Annotated in this window: 14 protein-coding genes and 1 tRNA gene; 7 read left to right on the top strand and 8 right to left on the bottom strand. The window is 48.2% G+C overall.

The features are described 5' to 3' along the window. Window position 1: 1 nt before the first annotated feature. Genes ACUHGC_RS12245 through ACUHGC_RS12230 form a run of 4 tightly spaced genes read right to left on the bottom strand, consistent with a single transcriptional unit; the run spans window position 2 to window position 3,903 of the window. The gene (locus ACUHGC_RS12245; RefSeq protein ID WP_446833560.1) at window positions 2–1,087 is read right to left on the bottom strand and encodes an extracellular solute-binding protein; all 1,086 of its coding nucleotides are present in this window, start codon (window positions 1,085–1,087) and stop codon (window positions 2–4) included. A 40-nt stretch (window positions 1,088–1,127) separates the two neighbouring features. Beyond that, complete coding sequence (locus tag ACUHGC_RS12240; RefSeq protein ID WP_446833559.1) at window positions 1,128–1,970, bottom strand: ABC transporter permease; 843 nt, start codon at window positions 1,968–1,970, stop codon at window positions 1,128–1,130. Continuing rightward, window positions 1,967–2,836, bottom strand: a complete 870-nt coding sequence (locus ACUHGC_RS12235; protein WP_446833558.1) for an ABC transporter permease — start codon at window positions 2,834–2,836, stop codon at window positions 1,967–1,969. The genes ACUHGC_RS12240 and ACUHGC_RS12235 overlap by 4 nt, the downstream gene beginning before the upstream one ends. Continuing rightward, window positions 2,833–3,903 carry an ABC transporter ATP-binding protein gene (locus tag ACUHGC_RS12230; protein ID WP_446833557.1) on the bottom strand — a complete coding sequence of 357 codons (1,071 nt, stop codon included), beginning with the start codon at window positions 3,901–3,903 and terminating at the stop codon, window positions 2,833–2,835. The genes ACUHGC_RS12235 and ACUHGC_RS12230 overlap by 4 nt, the downstream gene beginning before the upstream one ends. Window positions 3,904–4,117: 214 nt before the next feature. Between ACUHGC_RS12230 and ACUHGC_RS12225 the strand changes: the two genes are divergently transcribed. Next, window positions 4,118–4,945 (top strand): glycerophosphodiester phosphodiesterase, encoded by an 828-nt coding sequence (locus tag ACUHGC_RS12225; RefSeq protein WP_446833556.1) that lies wholly within the window; start codon window positions 4,118–4,120, stop codon window positions 4,943–4,945. Window positions 4,946–4,994: 49 nt separating this feature from the next. Here ACUHGC_RS12225 and tsaD read toward each other — a convergent pair whose 3' ends face one another. Next, window positions 4,995–6,014 (bottom strand): tRNA (adenosine(37)-N6)-threonylcarbamoyltransferase complex transferase subunit TsaD, encoded by a 1,020-nt coding sequence (gene tsaD, locus ACUHGC_RS12220; protein ID WP_446833555.1) that lies wholly within the window; start codon window positions 6,012–6,014, stop codon window positions 4,995–4,997. Window positions 6,015–6,252: 238 nt separating this feature from the next. Between tsaD and rpsU the strand changes: the two genes are divergently transcribed. The 4 genes from rpsU to ACUHGC_RS12200 all read left to right on the top strand — a co-directional run bounded on the left by rpsU (window position 6,253) and on the right by ACUHGC_RS12200 (window position 10,597). Then, window positions 6,253–6,468: a 30S ribosomal protein S21 gene (rpsU, locus tag ACUHGC_RS12215; RefSeq protein ID WP_034614227.1), complete on the top strand. Its 216-nt coding sequence runs from the start codon at window positions 6,253–6,255 to the stop codon at window positions 6,466–6,468. Between the two features lie 174 nt (window positions 6,469–6,642). Then, the gene (gene dnaG / locus ACUHGC_RS12210) at window positions 6,643–8,394 is read left to right on the top strand and encodes a DNA primase (RefSeq protein WP_446833554.1); all 1,752 of its coding nucleotides are present in this window, start codon (window positions 6,643–6,645) and stop codon (window positions 8,392–8,394) included. A 92-nt stretch (window positions 8,395–8,486) separates the two neighbouring features. Beyond that, complete coding sequence (rpoD, locus tag ACUHGC_RS12205; RefSeq protein WP_446833553.1) at window positions 8,487–10,346, top strand: RNA polymerase sigma factor RpoD; 1,860 nt, start codon at window positions 8,487–8,489, stop codon at window positions 10,344–10,346. A gap of 174 nt (window positions 10,347–10,520) precedes the next feature. After that, window positions 10,521–10,597, top strand: a tRNA-Ile gene (locus ACUHGC_RS12200). A 99-nt stretch (window positions 10,598–10,696) separates the two neighbouring features. Here the strand turns inward: ACUHGC_RS12200 and ACUHGC_RS12195 are convergent. Then, complete coding sequence (locus ACUHGC_RS12195; protein WP_446833552.1) at window positions 10,697–11,539, bottom strand: IS256 family transposase, variant Zn-binding type; 843 nt, start codon at window positions 11,537–11,539, stop codon at window positions 10,697–10,699. A 294-nt stretch (window positions 11,540–11,833) separates the two neighbouring features. Next, window positions 11,834–15,727: a phosphoribosylformylglycinamidine synthase gene (purL, locus tag ACUHGC_RS12190; protein ID WP_446834907.1), complete on the bottom strand. Its 3,894-nt coding sequence runs from the start codon at window positions 15,725–15,727 to the stop codon at window positions 11,834–11,836. Window positions 15,728–15,876: 149 nt separating this feature from the next. On the opposite strand from purL, the gene mltF reads away from it, so the two are divergent. Both mltF and ACUHGC_RS12180 read left to right on the top strand, forming a co-directional pair. Next, complete coding sequence (mltF, locus tag ACUHGC_RS12185; RefSeq protein WP_446833551.1) at window positions 15,877–17,337, top strand: membrane-bound lytic murein transglycosylase MltF; 1,461 nt, start codon at window positions 15,877–15,879, stop codon at window positions 17,335–17,337. Window positions 17,338–17,353: 16 nt separating this feature from the next. Further along, on the top strand, window positions 17,354–17,503 hold the full coding sequence (locus ACUHGC_RS12180) for a hypothetical protein (RefSeq protein ID WP_446833550.1): 150 nt from the start codon (window positions 17,354–17,356) through the stop codon (window positions 17,501–17,503). A 43-nt stretch (window positions 17,504–17,546) separates the two neighbouring features. On the opposite strand, the gene ACUHGC_RS12175 is transcribed toward ACUHGC_RS12180, so the two are convergent. Next, a complete protein-coding gene (locus ACUHGC_RS12175) occupies window positions 17,547–17,879 on the bottom strand; it encodes a ComEA family DNA-binding protein (RefSeq protein ID WP_446834906.1) in 333 nt (110 codons plus the stop codon). Window positions 17,880–17,995: the final 116 nt, after the last annotated feature.

The following is a 17,995-nucleotide window of genomic DNA, read 5'->3' as shown; positions in this document are numbered from 1 at the left end:
TCTAGTGTGAAACGACTTCTTTGGTGAAGCCTAACACTTGCGCTTTGCCCCAGTCTGCGCCGAAGCCGACAATGTCTTTTTTGCCGGATTCACTGCTTAACGGACGCACACCGAAATGGGCGTTCAGTTTTTGTTGGGTTTCAGGTGAAGTTAACCAGTGGGTGAACAACAACGAGGCCGCCGGACGTGGTGAATTTTCCGCTACAATCACCGCGTTACCGCCGCCTAACATGCCAAATTCAGGCACATAAAACGCTAAACGTTTGGTGACTGCGCCTTGTTGTTGTAGGCTGAACAGGTGATCCTGCCAAGCCGCAACCAAATTCAGCTCACCGTCGTTTAAACGGGTTAAGCTGTCGGCATTGGACGAGGTGCGGGTCATGTTGGCACTGTTGTCTCTGAACCATTGCCATGTGGTTTCCCATTTTTTCACTTGTTCATTGTCAACAGTCGGCTGTTGGTAGTCATACTCACCGGAGGTATAAACGATGGCGCGTTGAATAAACGCATTGCCTGAGCCGCCGCCGTTCGGATCGGAGTAGCCGAATTTTTTCGGATTCGCCTTGATATAGGCTTCCATTTGCTGCCAGCTTTGCGGCAACTCTTCCGCTTTCAGGCGCATTGGATCATACGCCAAGCCGGTTTGGTTGCCCCAGAAGCCGATGGCTTTAGTGCCCAAATCTACACCTTGCAGGTAGTGATTCAGTTTTTCAAAGTTTGGCAAACCGCTCAAATCTTTGTTCACACCGAAGTTGTTTACCATACTGACGCGATCTGCCGCAACGGCGATCACGTCCATTTTACCGGGGGCAAGATTTTTCTCGGCGATCAGCTTGTTAACGTTGCCGTCCAGCGTGCCTTCCGGAATCCGCACTTTAATGCCGTATTGGTTTTCAAAATCTTTGACAAAAGTGCGCCAAGCCGGTTGCAGATACCAGACGCTGAAGGTGACTTCGCCCTCTTGTTTGGCAAGGGCTTCAATTTCCGCCCAAGATTTGCCGTCAAGCGTGGCGGCTTGCGAAACGGTGGCGAGGGCTAAAGTCGATACGGCAAGACCCAGTTGAGAGAGTTTTTTGAAATAACGCATTAGAGAGCTCCTGTTGTGAATGAAATAAGATAAACACGAATTACGCTTTACCGGTGGATTGAGAAAGGTAGTTCCCTTTCAACAATTTCTCGATAATCATGAGTAAAATAATATTCGGGATTAACAAAATCAGTGAAACCACCGCCGCATTCGGACGCACAAAAGAGTAGCCGAGGAACGAATACAGAATGGTCGGCACGGTGATGAAATCCGGCGAACCGATAACAAACGAGATAGCAAATTCTTCAATACTTTTTACCAGACAGAAGATGATCGAGGCTAAAAAGCTCGGTTTTAACATCGGTAAATAGACATCTTTGAAGGTCGTGAAACGTGATGCGCCTAAATCACGGCTGGCGTCGATCAGATCTTGTGGCACGGACGAGAAGCCTGCCGATAAAATCCGAATGGCATACGGCAACGTCATCACGGTGTGTCCGATTACGATGCCGATAAACGGGCTGCGAATATCCAAATCCAACAGCACAGCACTGAAAAACAGTGCAATAATCATGCCCGGAATGACTAACGGGATTAAGGTCAGCATTTCGGCAATTTTTTTGCCGCGAAATTCCATGCGTCCGAAGGCGTAGGCGGTCGGTAACGCGAGGGTAATGGCAAGGGCGGAAACGGTCGGGGCAATGGTGTAGCTGTTCAGCATCGCTTCCGGAAGTGCGGTATTTTCCCACACGTCAAACCAACGGGCGAACGAGAGCGACTGCGGGAACAGATCCGGATAGCTCCACGGGTGTTCGGGATCAACCAGCGACCACAGCCCTGCCATGACTAACGGGATTACCAACCAGACCACATTGACGAGCACAAAAAAGATGAGGGATATTTTGGCAATCAGTCTGCCGTTTTTGGTTTTCACTGCGCTCATTTAATATCTCCTCGTTTAGTTGCCAAAGGACGGATAATCACGGAAATCAAGATGGTGAAAAATGCGGAAGTGAGCATGATCATCATGGCCATAATCGCACTTTGATTCCACTCTTCAAACTGGTAGGCGGTCATTTGCATCAGGCGAGCCAGTGAGTAGGTGCTGCGAGGACCGGCGATGGTGTAGAACGCAAAGTCGCCCAGTGCGCCGATAAAAATCAGCACGAATGCCACTTGCACCGCACCGAGTGTCATCGGAAAAATCACGTAGCGAAAACGTTGCCACGCATTTGAACCCAAGTTGGCAGCCGCATCAAGCAGATCGTTTTTCAAACCGTTGACTGCGCCGCCGATTAAGATCAGGGCGAACGGAATGTTTTTCCACATTTGCAAAATCACCACACCCCAGCCAAATTCATCGTTTTGCAGGCTTTTCGGTTCAGCCCAAATGCCGAGCCAAACCAGTGATTCGTTCAAAATGCCGTGATAGGAGATCACATTGATAAACAGGAAAGCCGCCACCAACCCCGGCACTAGCATTGGGGCACGCAAAATGGTGATGATGCTCACTTTGCCCGGAATCGGTTTTCTTAACCACATAGCGATGGGATATGACACCATAATCGACAGCAGTGCACCGAGTAGTGAAACTTTGATCGAATAAAACAGTGATTTTTGGAACACCGAATCGGACAGCACGGTTTGCCAAAACGCCAGCGTAAAGTGCGGTTCGGCGTTGTTGACATTGTGCAAGCCGAAACTTTGTGCCACCACAATATAAAAGGTTGATCCCATCAGCAGCAAAATCGTGCCTAAGCCGCTACAGAGTAGCAGCCATGCTTTTAAATCGTTTCTCAGGCTTTTCATTGCACCGCCTCCAAGAAGTGAATCGCATTGCGGGGCAGGGCAAAGCGCAATTTGGTTTTGCCTTGAATTTGCAGAAAGTTTTTCACTTGCAACCGCACTTTTTGGCTTTCGCGCCCCCGTTCAACTTGTGCTTGAATTTCGGTTAAATTGCCCATAAAGGCGGTTTGCAGAATATCCACTTCAAAGCCGTTTTCAGCGTTGCTGTCGTCGCACAGCTCCGCATCTTCAGGGCGGAAGCAGATGTAGATCCGCTCGGCTTGCGGTGCAATTTCCGACTCGACGGTAAAATCGCCGAATACCGAGCTGACGTGATACCGATTTTCACCGCAAGACAGCACTTCGGCTTCCGTGATGTTGGCAACCCCGATAAAATCGGCAACAAAACGGTTTTTCGGGCGGTAATAGATCTCTTCCGGTGTGCCGATCTGTTCTATATTGCCTTTGTTGAGTACGATGATTTTATCCGACATGGCCAACGCTTCCGCCTGATCGTGGGTGACGTAGATACTGGTCAGGTTGTATTGGTGGGAAAGCTGTTTGATTTCAAAACGCACACTTTCACGCAGTTTGGCATCGAGATTTGACAACGGTTCATCGAACAAAATCACATCAGGGCGGGTAACCATTGCCCGAGCCAACGCCACACGCTGCTGTTGTCCGCCGGAAAGTTGACCCGGTAGTTTTAAACGGTGAAGTTCCAGATCCATCTGTTTCAATGCGACATCTAACCGCTCTTTTTGTTCCGGCGGAATGATTTTACGTTGTTGCAAACCGTAGCAGATGTTGTGCGCCACATTCAAGTGCGGAAACAAGGCGTAGGATTGGAAACACATGGCGGTGTTGCGTTTTTCCGGCGGTACGTTGTTCACGTTTTTGCCGTCGATTAAGATTTCGCCCGAATCCGGCACATGGAAACCGGCAATCAGTTTCAATAACGAGGTTTTGCCGCAGCCGCTAGGCCCAAGCAGGGTTACAAACTCGCCCTCTTCCGCCGTGAATGAAATATTGTTTGCCGCATAATAATCACCGAATTTCTTCGTGATATTGTTGATCGTTAACGTTGCCATACACCCTCCGTTGAAGAAATCATTGAGCCTGTCGGCTCGGTTGCAGCGATAATACAGCACAAAGATGACAGTTTCATTACAGTTTAAAAAATAAATTCAAATTTTTATTTAAATTGTGATTTTGATCGCAATAATCTGATATATTGCTATTAAGTTAAGCTTAATTGTTTGATAATTAAATTCAATAAGTGGTTGGTTTTTAGAGCGAGGAAAAATGGGTTTTAATTTTATTGTTGCCGATCAAGGCGTTGTGTTAGCAAACAGCCATCGTGGTTACAGCCATTGCTATCCGGAAAATACCATGCCGGCATTTGAAGCGGCATTGGCAGCCGGTACGCATTCGATTGAGTTGGACATTCACATGACCAAAGATGAGAAATTGGTGGTGCATCACGATTTCACCATCGACCGAGTCTCAACCGGCACAGGCTATGTGGAACAGATGACATTGGCCGAGCTGAAGCAATATGACTACGGGGTGAAGTTCGATCCGAAATTTGCTGGTACGCAGATTCCCGAATTGAGCGAAGTGTTGCTGTGGGCGGTGGCAAATCATGTCGGCGTGGTGCTGGAAGTGAAACAGAAACAGCATCATCAGCGTTGTGCCGAAGTGTTGGCAGAGGTGCTGTTAGCGACCAATGCGGTGGATAATGTATTGTTGTTGGCGTTCGATCATGTGTTGATCAACCGTGTTAAAGCGATTATTCCACACGTGAAATTACAGGTGGTTACATTGGCGCGCTATCACAAACAGCTGGAAGCCACGCTAGGCTCGAATGCGTCCAGTGCCTGTGTGGAATATCACTATATTCATCGTGATGATTTGATTGCCTACAAACAAGCCGGCTTGTCGGTGCGTTTATATCTGCATGAATCACCGAAAGGGCAAGAGATCACCCAAGTGTATAACGAAAAATATGGTTTTGATGTGGAAAGCGAAATTATCGGTTGGCTGCGTGAGGGGCTGATTGATATGTTGAGCCACGATGATATTCCGTATCTTTGTAAGCTGATCGAAAAAGCCGGCAAAAAACCGTATTAATCCTGTCTTAATCCATCAACCGCACTTGTAAAGTGCGGTTTGCATGCGATCAATTATCGGCTAGCGGCGCAAGCTCGGTCATATTCCAACGGGGTTTGACCTCAATTGCCAGATCGGAAGTCTGCCCGTTTTTTAAACGTAAGAATCCCGCATAAGCAATCATTGCGCCGTTGTCGGTGCAGAATTGCGGCTGAGGATAGAACACTTCGCCGCCTAATTGCTGCATCAAGGCAGCCAACCCGCTGCGAAGTGCGGTATTGGCACTCACGCCACCGGCAATCACTAAGCGTTTTAAGCCGGTTTGTTGCAGCGCACGGCGGCATTTGATCATCAAGGTATCGACCACTGCCTCTTGAAACGCAAACGCAATATCGGCACGGGTTTGTTCGTCATTCGGGTTGTTGGCAATCGTATTGGCGGCAAAGGTTTTTAAGCCGGAAAAACTGAAATCCAGCCCCGGACGGTCGGTCATCGGGCGTGGAAAGGTGAAGTGCGGTTTGCCTTGCGTTGCCAGTTTGGCGAGGGTTGCGCCGCCGGGGTAGTCTAATCCCAGTAGTTTTGCGGTTTTATCAAATGCTTCACCGGCGGCATCGTCGATCGATTCGCCCAGCAGTTGATATTCGCCCACGCCGTCCACCTGCACCAATTGGGTGTGTCCGCCGGAAACCAGCAACGCAATAAACGGAAATTCTGGCGGGTTGTCTTCCAACATCGGCGCAAGCAGGTGTCCTTCCATGTGGTGAACGCCCAATGCCGGCACGTTCCACGCATACGCCAATGAACGGGCGACAGTTGCGCCGACCAACAGCGCACCGACCAAACCCGGACCGGAGGTGTACGCCACGCCGTCAATTTGATCGGCGCTTAAATTCGCTTCTTGCAATGCGGCCTGAATCAGCGGGGCGGTTTTGCGGATATGATCGCGCGAGGCAAGCTCCGGCACTACGCCGCCGTAATCGGCGTGCAGGGCGATTTGGGAATAGAGTTGATTGGCGATCAAACCGTGTTGTTCGTCATAGATGGCAACACCGGTTTCGTCACATGAGGTTTCAATGCCTAAAATCCGCATTCTTTGTTTACCTGTCAGTTAAAAAAATGATTGGCGGCTATTTTACGCAATTCCGCGCCACTTTGCATTTTTTCTCTGGCGCCGGTTCAAATCCACACGGTTTTTTAGAAAAAGGAGAAACTTTGTTTTGACTTTTACCCGCCTTTTGCATTAGAATTGCAAACCTTTATATAGTCCTGTCGCCATAAGTGCGGCAATTTAGTTTAAAATAACAAAATTCCTTTGAGGTGAATGGCACATGCCTGTAATTAAAGTACGTGAAAACGAATCATTTGACGTTGCATTACGTCGTTTCAAACGTTCATGCGAAAAAGCCGGTATCTTAGCCGAAGTTCGCAGCCGTGAGTTTTATGAAAAACCAACGACAATCCGTAAACGCGAAAAAGCGTCTGCGCAAAAACGCCACGCTAAAAAATTGGCTCGTGAAAACGCACGTCATACTCGTTTATACTAATTTCAGCCATTTGACCGCACTTTGGCACAGCCGAAGAGACGAAGTCATTTGCTAAAATTCGATAAAACCGTGAGCCTTTGGGGTTCACGGTTTTATTATATCAGCCGCTAGGCATATCCTTTTGATAGATTTCTGTTTCGCCGCTTGAAGCCTGATAACGGAGCAACCGTACCGATGAAAGGACCGATCCCCAGAACCTTTATTGACGATTTGTTGGCGCGCACCGACATTGTCGAGCTGATCAACGGTCGGGTTAAGCTCAAAAAAGCCGGTCGGGATTACCAAGCCTGTTGTCCGTTTCACCACGAAAAAAGCCCCTCTTTTACCGTTAGCCAAAATAAACAGTTTTATCACTGCTTCGGTTGTGGTGCGCACGGCAATGCCATCGGTTTTTTAATGGAATATGACAAACTGGAATTTGTCGAGGCGGTTGAAGAACTGGCGGCAATGCACGGTTTGGACGTGCCGCGCGAGCAGAGCAAATTCGATCAGGGCGGTGGCACGCGGCTAAATTATCAAAGTAAGCGCGATCTGCATCAATTAATGCAGGATATTGCGCTGTTTTATCAGCAAAATTTGCAAAATGACATTCCGGCGCAGGCGTATGTGGAAAAACGTGGACTATCGACTGAAGTGGTGCAACGTTATCAAATCGGTTTTGTGCCGAATCGTATGGATGCGGTGCTGAAGCAATTCGGCAGAAGCAAAGATGCGCAGCAGCAGTTGTTAGACACAGGAATGCTGTCGAAAAATGATCGCGGTTCGGTTTATGATCGTTTTCGCAATCGGTTGATGTTTCCGATTCGTGATCGTCGTGGACGAGTGATCGCCTTCGGTGGGCGAGTGCTGGGCGATGAAAAACCAAAATACCTGAACTCGCCGGAAACCGCCATTTATCACAAAGGAAATGAACTTTACGGGCTGCATGAAGCACTGCAAAGCGATGATGAACCAAGCTTTTTGCTGGTGGTGGAAGGCTATATGGACGTGGTGGCGTTGGCGCAATTCGGCGTAAATAATGCGGTTGCGGCTCTTGGCACGGCGACCACTTCCGAGCAAATTTATCAGCTTTTCCGCAGTTGTGAACAGATCATCTGTTGCTATGACGGTGATCGTGCCGGCCGCGATGCGGCATGGCGTGCGTTGGAAAATGCGTTACCGCACTTGCAGGACGGGCGGCAGCTGAAATTTGTGTTTTTGCCCGACGGCGAAGATCCGGATTCGTATATCCGCCAAGTCGGCAAAGAGGCATTTTTGCAATTTGTCGGGCAAGCCAAAAGTCTGAATGAATTTCTGTTTGAGCATCTGTTGGCGCAGGTGGATCTCACCAGCAAAGAAGGCAAAGCCAAATTGGCGGCGCTCAGCGAACCGTTGATTCAGCAAATTCCGGGTAAACTGTTGCGCACCTATTTGGTGGAAATTTTAGGTAGCAAACTGGGGATTATGAACCCGAATCAGTTGCAACAGTTGCTATCATTGCCAGCGGATAAGCCGGAAAAACCGCACTTTAGTCAGCCGAAAATCAAACAGACACCAATGCGCCTGCTGATTGCGCTGTTGCTGCAAAATCCTAAATTGGTGGGGATAATCCCCGATATTGAGGCGCTGCAAGCGTTACAAGATCCGGGTTTTCAGCTGTTTTATGAGCTGGCGAGCCTGTGTCGCGAGCGGGTGGGATTAACTACCGGGCAGATTTTGGAATATTGGCGCGGAAAAGAAAACAGCCGACACCTTGAAATGTTGGCGCTGTGGGATCATCTTATTAATGACGAGAACGTCGAAAAAACCTTTACCGATAATTTGAGTTATCTGTATAACCAGTTAATTGAAAAACGCATGGAATTGCTAATCGCCAAAGATCGAAACCAAACCTTAAGTCTCGACGAGAAAAAAGAGTTAGCACAATTGCTGATGGCAAGTAAATAAATCCATTGGGTAAGCACCGGCGGTTATGTTACAATAACTAGCTGTAATTTGCCTTTTAACCTCAATAATCAATAAGTGCGGATATCTAATTTATGGAGCAAACCTCTAAATCTCAATTAAAATTGCTAATTGCTCAGGGAAAAGAGCAAGGGTATTTAACCTTTGCCGAGGTGAACGATCACCTGCCTGAGGAATTGGTCGATGCCGAGCAGATTGAAGATATTATTCAGATGATCAACGACATGGGGATCCAAGTGTTGGAAAGCGCCCCGGATGCCGATGATCTGATGCTGAATGAAACCATTGCCGATGAAGATGCGGTGGAAGAAGCAACCCAAGTGTTGTCCAGCGTTGAAGCCGAATTAGGGCGCACCACCGATCCTGTGCGGATGTATATGCGTGAAATGGGCAGCGTGGAGTTGTTGACCCGCGAAGGCGAAATTGACATTGCCAAGCGCATTGAAGAAGGGATCAACGAAGTTCAAAGTGCGGTTGCGGAATATCCGGAAGCGATTACCTCGTTGTTAGAACAATACGATCAAGTGGAAGCGGGCACTATTCGTTTAACCGATTTGATCACCGGCTTTGTTGATTTGAATGATGTGGTGGCGGAAGAAACTGCCGAATTAGACGAATTTGCCGATGAAGACGAAGAAAGCGGCGCTGCTGTTGACGATCTGGATGACGACGAAGAAGAAAGCGAAAGCGATGACTCCGGCGATGCAGATGATTCCGACAACAGCATTGATCCGGAGTTTGCCCGTCAAAAATTCACCGAATTAAAAGAACACTACAGCGTGACGCTGGAAGTGATCAGAAAACACGGCCGTACCAGTAAAAAAGCCCGTGAACATATTGCAGTGCTGTCGGACGTGTTCCAACAGTTCCGTTTAGTGCCGAAGCAATTCGACAGCTTGGTGTTGTTGATGCGTGGCATGTTAAAACGGATTCGCACCGAAGAACGTCAATTGCGCCGTTTGGTCAGCGACTACAGCAAAGTGCCAAGTAGCCACTTCCCGAAAGGTTTTATCGGGCATGAAACCAGCGATGCGTGGTTGGTGAAAGCGTTGACCGCCGGCAAACCGTGGTCGGAAAAACTGCAAAACTACGAAACTGAAATCCGCACCATTATCGGGCGCTTTGAAGTGATCGAAAAAGACAGCAGTCTGTCGGTTTCGCAAATCCGTGAAATCGGTGAGCGCATTTCACAAGGTGAGCTGAAAGCCCGCCGTGCCAAAAAAGAGATGGTGGAAGCCAACTTACGTTTGGTTATCTCGATTGCGAAAAAATACACCAACCGTGGTTTGCAATTCTTGGATCTGATTCAAGAGGGTAACATCGGCTTGATGAAAGCGGTGGATAAATTTGAGTATCGTCGTGGCTACAAATTCTCCACTTATGCAACCTGGTGGATTCGCCAAGCGATCACTCGCTCGATTGCTGATCAGGCGCGCACGATTCGTATTCCGGTGCACATGATTGAAACCATCAACAAACTGAACCGCATTTCTCGCCAAATGCTACAGGAAATGGGACGAGATGCCACTCCTGAAGAGCTGGCGGAACGCATGAATATGCCGGAAGATAAAATTCGTAAAGTGTTGAAAATCGCCAAAGAACCGATTTCGATGGAAACCCCGATTGGTGATGATGACGATTCGCACTTAGGCGATTTTATTGAAGACAGTACCTTAGAGCTGCCGTTGGATTCTGCTACCGCAGAAAGCCTAAAAATGGCAACTCAAGAAGTGTTGGACGGTTTAACCCCACGCGAAGCAAAAGTGTTGAGAATGCGTTTCGGGATCGACATGAACACTGATCACACTTTGGAAGAAGTGGGTAAACAGTTCGACGTGACCCGTGAACGGATTCGTCAAATTGAAGCGAAAGCGCTGCGTAAATTACGCCACCCGAGCCGTTCAGAAAATCTGAAAAGCTTCTTAGACGAATAGTCGAAAATGCTTAGGCTTAAATAGAACAAAGTGCGGTTGATTGATAATGATCACCGCACTTTTTGTTTATCTGCGGATTACGTTTGTTTTTTCAGCAACTCTTCGCTCACTTATGGACTTAATACCGCACTTCCTCTATAATCTCAACTCCTTATGCAATCGCATACCGCACTTGGCCCCATAGCTCAGTCGGTTAGAGCAGTCGACTCATAATCGATTGGTCACAGGTTCAAGTCCTGTTGGGGCCACCATCTTATTTTTGGGCATAGTAGCCAAAAATGTGGCTGATTTTGAGATCTAAGCTTCTATTAGACATTTTTGTGGCTACTCCTCTTAAAGCGCTAGTTTTTCTAGCTCTTTTTATTCAAAAAATCCTGTATAAACATAATCTTATTCCTTCGGTTTAGTCCATTATGAACGGATAATTTCTGCTTTAAATCCTTAAACAGCCCTTCCAGCCGATTTGTCGTTTTTTCTATCCGTAACTCCGGGTATTTTTCAAAGACAAACAAGTAATCCATATAGCGTTTAATACTGGCATAAGCCCCTCTCAATTTGCGATGTTTATAAGGAAATTTACCCTGATTATCGGGTATATCAGACCGTTCTTCTAAGTAAGCTTTATGCTGCAAAAACCAGTGATGCAAACGGACATAAAAGTCATTTTTGTGACTCTGCTTGAGTGTTTTAACCATTGTTTTCAGTTCCTTTCCGGCAACGGATTTAGGGTTTCTCGTCAGCTTGCGAATCACCATTGCAACAAGGTGAAATTGGCACATTTGGGTTGGCGTATTAAATATATCTTTCAATAAGCCCCGTCGCCCATCGCAAGTAATAGATTGAATAATAAATCCTTTTTTACGCAATCGATTGATGGCTTTGGTATAGTAAATGTCCTTTTCGGTACGAACGATTTGGTGGTAAATCACCTTTTTTGAGCGGGAATCCATTATGACTAATACGCCGAATTGTGGCCCGAAAAAAGTGACATCCATAATAAGATTCAACATTGTGGTTTGCGGTGTGCTGAGTGGCGTTTTAGGGGCTTTTTTCAGGTGCCTTTGGATAGTCCTGACCGAACAATCATAGGTTAACGCAAGCTGCTTATACGTCTGTTTTCCGACGGTGTAATCGTGCCAGATTTGGGCGGATTGAAGGTAATTTGTGTGAGAATATGTCCGTAAACAATCCAAGCATTTATAGCGTTACTTGCCTGAATTTTTACCGTGTTTTTTAATGTGTTCTGAACCACAGAAATAGCAATTTTTTGGTCATTTTAAAAAATCTCACTTAACGCCTTATTCTATAAGGGATTAAGCGAGATTTCAGCCACATTTTTGTCTACTATGCCTTAAATCATCTATATCTATATAGAAAAATAGGCTAGTGACGACGATTAAATGTATTGTTCAGTTGTATTACTGCTAAACTATAGAAAAATGTGATGGCATATACCATCACATTTTATCGAAGATGAATTTCTAAAATTACCCCAAAACCACTCTCGCATTTCTAAACAACCGCATCCAAGCGCCGTCTTCAGACCACTCTTCCGGGTGCCAGGAGTTGGCGACGGTGCGGAATACGCGTTCAGGGTGTGGCATCATGATCGCGACGCGTCCGTTAGTGTTGGAAAGTGCGGTGATGCCGTCTACTGAGCCGTTCGGGTTGGCCGGGTAAACTTCGGTTGGTTGCAGGTTGTTGTCGATATATTGGGCGATCACTAAGTTTTGTTCGCGCAATAATGCCAGTTGCTGATCGTGTTTAAATTCAACGCGACCTTCACCGTGTGAAACGGCAATTGGCATATGGGAACCTGCCATGCCGTTGAACCACAGCGAATTGGTGTCGTTGATCCGCACTAGTGCCGCACGTGCTTCGAAGCGTTCTGAAGTGTTGCGCACAAAACGCGGCCAGGCTTCGGTGCCCGGGATGATTTCGGCTAAGTTGGAAACCATTTGGCAGCCGTTACACACACCTAATGTTAAGGTGTCGTCGCGGTTAAAGAAGGCTTCGAATTGATCGCGAAGTGCGGTATTGAACAGAATGGATTTCGCCCAGCCGCCGCCGGCGCCCAATACGTCGCCGTAGGAGAAGCCGCCGCAAGCGACTAATGCGTTGAAGGAATCCAGGCTGATGCGTCCGCTCATCAGATCGCTCATGTGCACGTCAATCGAATCAAAGCCGGCGCGATCAAATGCTGCCGCCATTTCCACATGGCTGTTAACGCCCTGTTCGCGCAGCACCGCAATTCGCGGTTTCACACCGGTGACGATATACGGCGCGGCGATGTCGTGGTTGATGTCATAGCTTAACTGTGAGGAGAAGCCTTTATCGTTCGGCTCTTTTTTCGCTGCAAATTCTTGATCGGCGCAAGCCGGATTATCGCGCAAGCGCTGCATTTGGTGGGTCAATTCCGCCCAGATGCCGCGCAGTTGGTTGCGTGATTGTTGTAACACAACGCCGTTTTGGTTGCGAATAACAAATGCGTCACCTTCGGTCACACTGCCTAAATCATGGCTGACCGCACTTAAGCCGTGTTGTGCCAAGATAGCATTGACTGCCGCTAAATCAGCAGTTCTCACCTGAATCACTGCGCCCAATTCTTCATTGAAAAGTGCGGTCAGCGCATCGTCGCCGAGGCTGTCGATTTGCACGTCCACACCACAATGTCCTGCGAACGCCATTTCCGCCAAAGTGACGACTAAGCCGCCGTCGGAACGGTCGTGGTAAGCCAGTAATTTTTCTTGTTGCACCAGCTGCTGCATGGCGTCGTAAAAGCCTTTCAGTTTTGCCACGTCGACTACATCGGCTGGTTTGTCGCCCAATTGTTTATACACTTGCGCAAGTGCGGTCGCGCCGAGGCGGTTTTTGCCTTCGCCCAAGTCAATCAGCAATAAACGGCTGTCGCCTTTGTCGGTGCGCAGTTGCGGAGTAACGGTTTTGCGCACGTCTTCTACGCGGGCAAAGGCACTGATCACTAATGAAAGCGGGGAGGTGACTTGTTTGTTTTCGCCGTTTTCCTGCCAAGTGGTTTTCATTGACATTGAGTCTTTGCCGACCGGAATGGTTAAACCTAACGCCGGGCAAAGTTCTTCGCCGACTGCTTTCACCGCTGCATATAAACCGGCATCTTCGCCTTGGTGACCGGCAGCGGACATCCAGTTGGCGGACAATTTAATCCGTTTAATATCGCCGATATCGGTGGCGGCAATATTGGTGATTGACTCGGCAACCGCCATACGGGCGGAAGCAGCAAAATCCAACAGTGCAATCGGTGCGCGTTCGCCGATTGACATCGCTTCGCCGTAGTAGCTGTCGAGGCTGGCAGTGGTGACCGCACAATCGGCAACCGGAACTTGCCAAGGTCCGACCATTTGATCACGTGCCACCATGCCAGTGACGCTGCGGTCACCAATGGTGATTAGGAACGTTTTTTCTGCAACCACCGGCAGACGCAACACGCGGTGTAACGCATCGGTTAGTTCAATCGCTTGCGTATTTAACGGCGGATTGCTCACCACCGCACTTTGCACGTCGCGAGTCATTTTCGGCGGTTTGCCAAGCAATACGTTCAACGGCATATCAATCGGCTTGTTGTTGAAATGCGAGTCGTTCAGGGTCAAGTGCGGTTCGGCAACCGCTTCGCCGATTACTGCATAAGGAGCACGTTCGCGTTGGCACAGCGCTTCGAACAGCGGCAACTGCTCAGCGGAAACCGCCAACACATACCGCTCTTGCGATTCGTTACACCAGATTTCCAGCGGGCTCATGCCCGGCTCATCGCTTAAAATTTTGCGTAATTCGAATTTGCCGCCGCGCCCGCCGTCGTTGACTAATTCCGGCATTGCATTGGATAAACCGCCGGCGCCGACATCATGGATAAACAGAATCGGGTTGTCATCGCCCAGCTGCCAGCAGCGGTCGATCACCTCTTGGCAACGGCGTTCCATTTCCGGGTTGTCGCGTTGCACCGAGGCAAAATCCAGATCTTCCTTAGATTTGCCGGAAGTCATTGATGATGCCGCGCCGCCGCCCAAGCCGATATTCATCGCCGGACCGCCGAGTACGATCAATTTCGCACCGACCGGAATCTCGCCTTTTTGCACGTGTTCGGCGCGGATATTGCCGATTCCGCCCGCCAGCATGATCGGTTTGTGATAGCCGCGAACCTCCATGCCGTTGAAACTATTCACTTTTTCCTCATAAGTACGGAAATAACCCAACAATGCAGGGCGACCGAATTCATTGTTGAATGCCGCGCCGCCTAACGGGCCTTCGAGCATAATATCCAATGCCGAAGCGATTCGATTTGGCTTGCTCAGCGTATTTTCCCACGGCTGTTCAAAGCCCGGAATGCACAGGTTGGAAACCGAGAAACCGACTAAACCGGCTTTCGGTTTTGCGCCTCGCCCTGTTGCGCCTTCATCACGAATTTCGCCGCCGGAGCCGGTGGCGGCGCCTGGGAACGGTGAAATCGCCGTCGGGTGGTTGTGGGTTTCCACTTTCATTAAAATATGTGCGTCTTCTTGGTGGTAACGGTATTTGCCATCGCTGTCGGCAAAGAAACGCCCGACTTTCGAACCTTCCATTACCGCTGCGTTGTCTTTATACGCCGACAACACGAAATCCGGAGTTTGTTCGAAGGTATTTTTAATCATTTTAAACAGTGATTTCGGCTGCGCTTCGCCGTCGATAATCCAATCGGCGTTGAAAATTTTATGTCGGCAGTGCTCAGAGTTGGCTTGAGCGAACATATACAGTTCAATATCCACCGGATTGCGGTTTAATTGAGTGAACTGTTCCAACAGATAATCAATTTCGTCTTCCGCCAGTGCCAGTCCCAAATTCACATTGGCTTGCTCAAGTGCGGTGCGGCCGTGTTGCAAAATGTCTACGGTGGTGAACGGTTTCGGGGTTAACTGGCTGAACAGGGCTTGAGCATCTTGAGGCGATTCGATTACCGATTCGAGCATTTGGTCATGTAAAAGTGCGGTCAGGGTTTGGGTTTGTTGCGGGGTTAACGGAGATGAAGTTTGAATATAATAAGCCAGGCCACGTTCCACCCGTTTGACTTTGTCCAATCCCGAGTTATGTGCAATGTCGGTCGCTTTGGACGACCAAGAGGAAATGGTGCCGATGCGCGGAATCACGATAAAACAGTTTCCGACCGGCTCATGTTCCGCTAACGTCGGGCCGTAGTGCAGCAGCTGTTCCAACTGCTCGGTTTCCGTTGCGGTCAGGGCTTGCGTCAGATCCGCAAAGTGCAGATATTCGGCATAACATTCGCTGACCGGCAGCTCGGCTTGGCGGAATTGGGTCATCAATTGATTTAAACGAAAGTCAGAAAGGGCGGGAGAGCCGCGGAAAATTTGCATCATCATCTTTTACCGTATTTTACCGTAGGTTGTCGAGGGAGTTAAAAATCGTACATATTGTACAGTAAACTCCTCTTGAACGGAACAGATTTGGTTTTCTGCTTAAGAACAGTTAAAATGCGCTATCTTTGGCGACAAGACGGGATTTTTATTTGAAAGGGTTAATTCTGCGCACGATTTTTGCAATCGGTTTATTGCTGTGGGCAATCGACATGATTTTCCCGTGGCAAAAAATGATGTCGTCGGAAAAAAATCATTATGTCACGGTGCTGGAAAAGGGCGAATTGGTGGTCGGCACGGTCAATAATCCGGTTTACTACTTTATCGGCAACGAGGAAGCGCAGGGGCTGGAATATGAATTGAGCGCCGCATTTGCCGAATATTTAGGCGTGAAACTGAATATTGTCAGCCTAGATAACAGCAGCCAATTATTCGATGCGTTAAAGAGCGGTCAAATTGATATGGCGGCGGCGGGATTGCGCTATCAGCATGAAAAAACCAGCGATTTTCAAACCGGCCCGGGCTACACCTCGGCATCATGGCAGTTGGTGTATCGCATGGGCGAAAGCCGTCCGAAAAATTTTGCCGAGGTGACCACCTCGATTCTGATTCCGTTTAGTAAGGAACTGATCGCGCTGTTGCAAAAAGCCAAGCAGAGCTTTCCTAACCTCAATTGGCAGGTGAACGAGAACCTGACTCAAGAAGAAATTTTGCTGATGGTGGCGGAAGGCAAGCAGGATTATGCGATTGCCGGTTCGATTGATATTGCCTCGGCGCAGCAAATCAAACCGCAATTAAGCGTGGCTTTTGACGCCAGCGAAGAATCCAGCGTGCATTGGTATTTCTCAAAAAATACCTACAACGAGCTGCAAGCAGCATCGCTGGAATTTATGCACACCGCACTTGAGACCGGTTTTGTCGCGCGTTTGGAGGAAAAATACTTCAACCATATGCAGAATTTTGATTATGTCGACGCCCGCACCTATTTAAACGCTATCGAAAACACGCTGCCGAAATACATTGATTATTTTAAACGTTACAGCGGCGAGCTGGAGTGGCACACGCTGGCGGCGATTGCCTATCAAGAATCACACTGGAATGAAACCGCCACTTCACCGACCGGGGTGCGCGGGATTATGATGTTGACCAAAGAGACAGCCGAGCGAATGAAAGTGCAAGATCGCACCAATCCGGAACAGAGCATTCGTGGCGGCGCGGAATATCTGCATATGCTGATGCGCCAAATTCCGGACACTGTGCGGCAAGAGGATAAAATTTGGTATGCGCTGGCGGCATACAATATGGGCTTGGGGCATTTGTTGGATGTGCGGCGTTTGACCAAAGAACTGGGCGGCGATCCGGATAACTGGTTGGATGTGAAAAACAACTTACCGCTGTTGGCGGAAAAACGCTACTATTCCAAGCTGAAATACGGCTATGCACGCGGCTATGAGGCTTACGCCTATGTGGAGAATATTCGCCGCTATATGAGTAGTATCAGCAAACATTACCGCTTAAAAGAAATTGAAAAAGCGATTGATCGCAAGCTCACCCCGGCAGATACCAGTCATAATGCAATAAAAGAGAACGAGTACGGCGTTCCGCTAAGTTAATTAAAAAGGAGAAAACATGAGAAGGTCGCGAGTATTTTTTAAACCCAAAAAATCCCTCTCGCTACAAAACAACCATCGCCGTTTACTGCGCCTGCGTCGTCGCAAACGGATCAAAGCGCGAATTGAAGAACGCCACTGGTTTCAGTTTTTAGTGGAACAGGATTAAGCTTAAAACAGCCCGACAAAAAATATTGTCGGGCTGCTTGATCTTATAGCGTCAATAAATGACGGTTTTTCTCCAGTGTAGCTTTGCCGATGCCGGACACATCACTCAACTGTTCAATGCTGATGAAATTGCCGTTTTTAGTGCGGTATTCCACAATCGCCTCGGCTTTTTTCGCACCGATGCCCAATAAGCCTTTTTCCAACTCTTGCGCGCTGGCGCTGTTGAGATTGATTTTTTGCTCACTGCTGACGCTGATATTGGTAGGTTCGACCGCACTTGAGCTATCCGGCTTGGCACCGGCAAATGCTGCGCCGGAAATCGCTGCGCTGAATAAGGCAAGCAGAGTGAGTTGGCTTAATTTGGAGGTTAATCGCATTTTCATAGACATAATATTTCCTTGATTAATAAATAAAAAACGCTGCCGATCAAATCGACAGCGTTACTTTGCCTTTATTTGTTCAAGAAACCGAGTGCAGTGAGAAATTTTCTCGA

It is taken from the genome of Testudinibacter sp. P27/CKL/0425 (assembly GCF_052931395.1).
The sequence above is the reverse complement of the archived record's forward strand: the minus strand, read 5'-3'. Positions and strand labels throughout refer to the sequence as shown.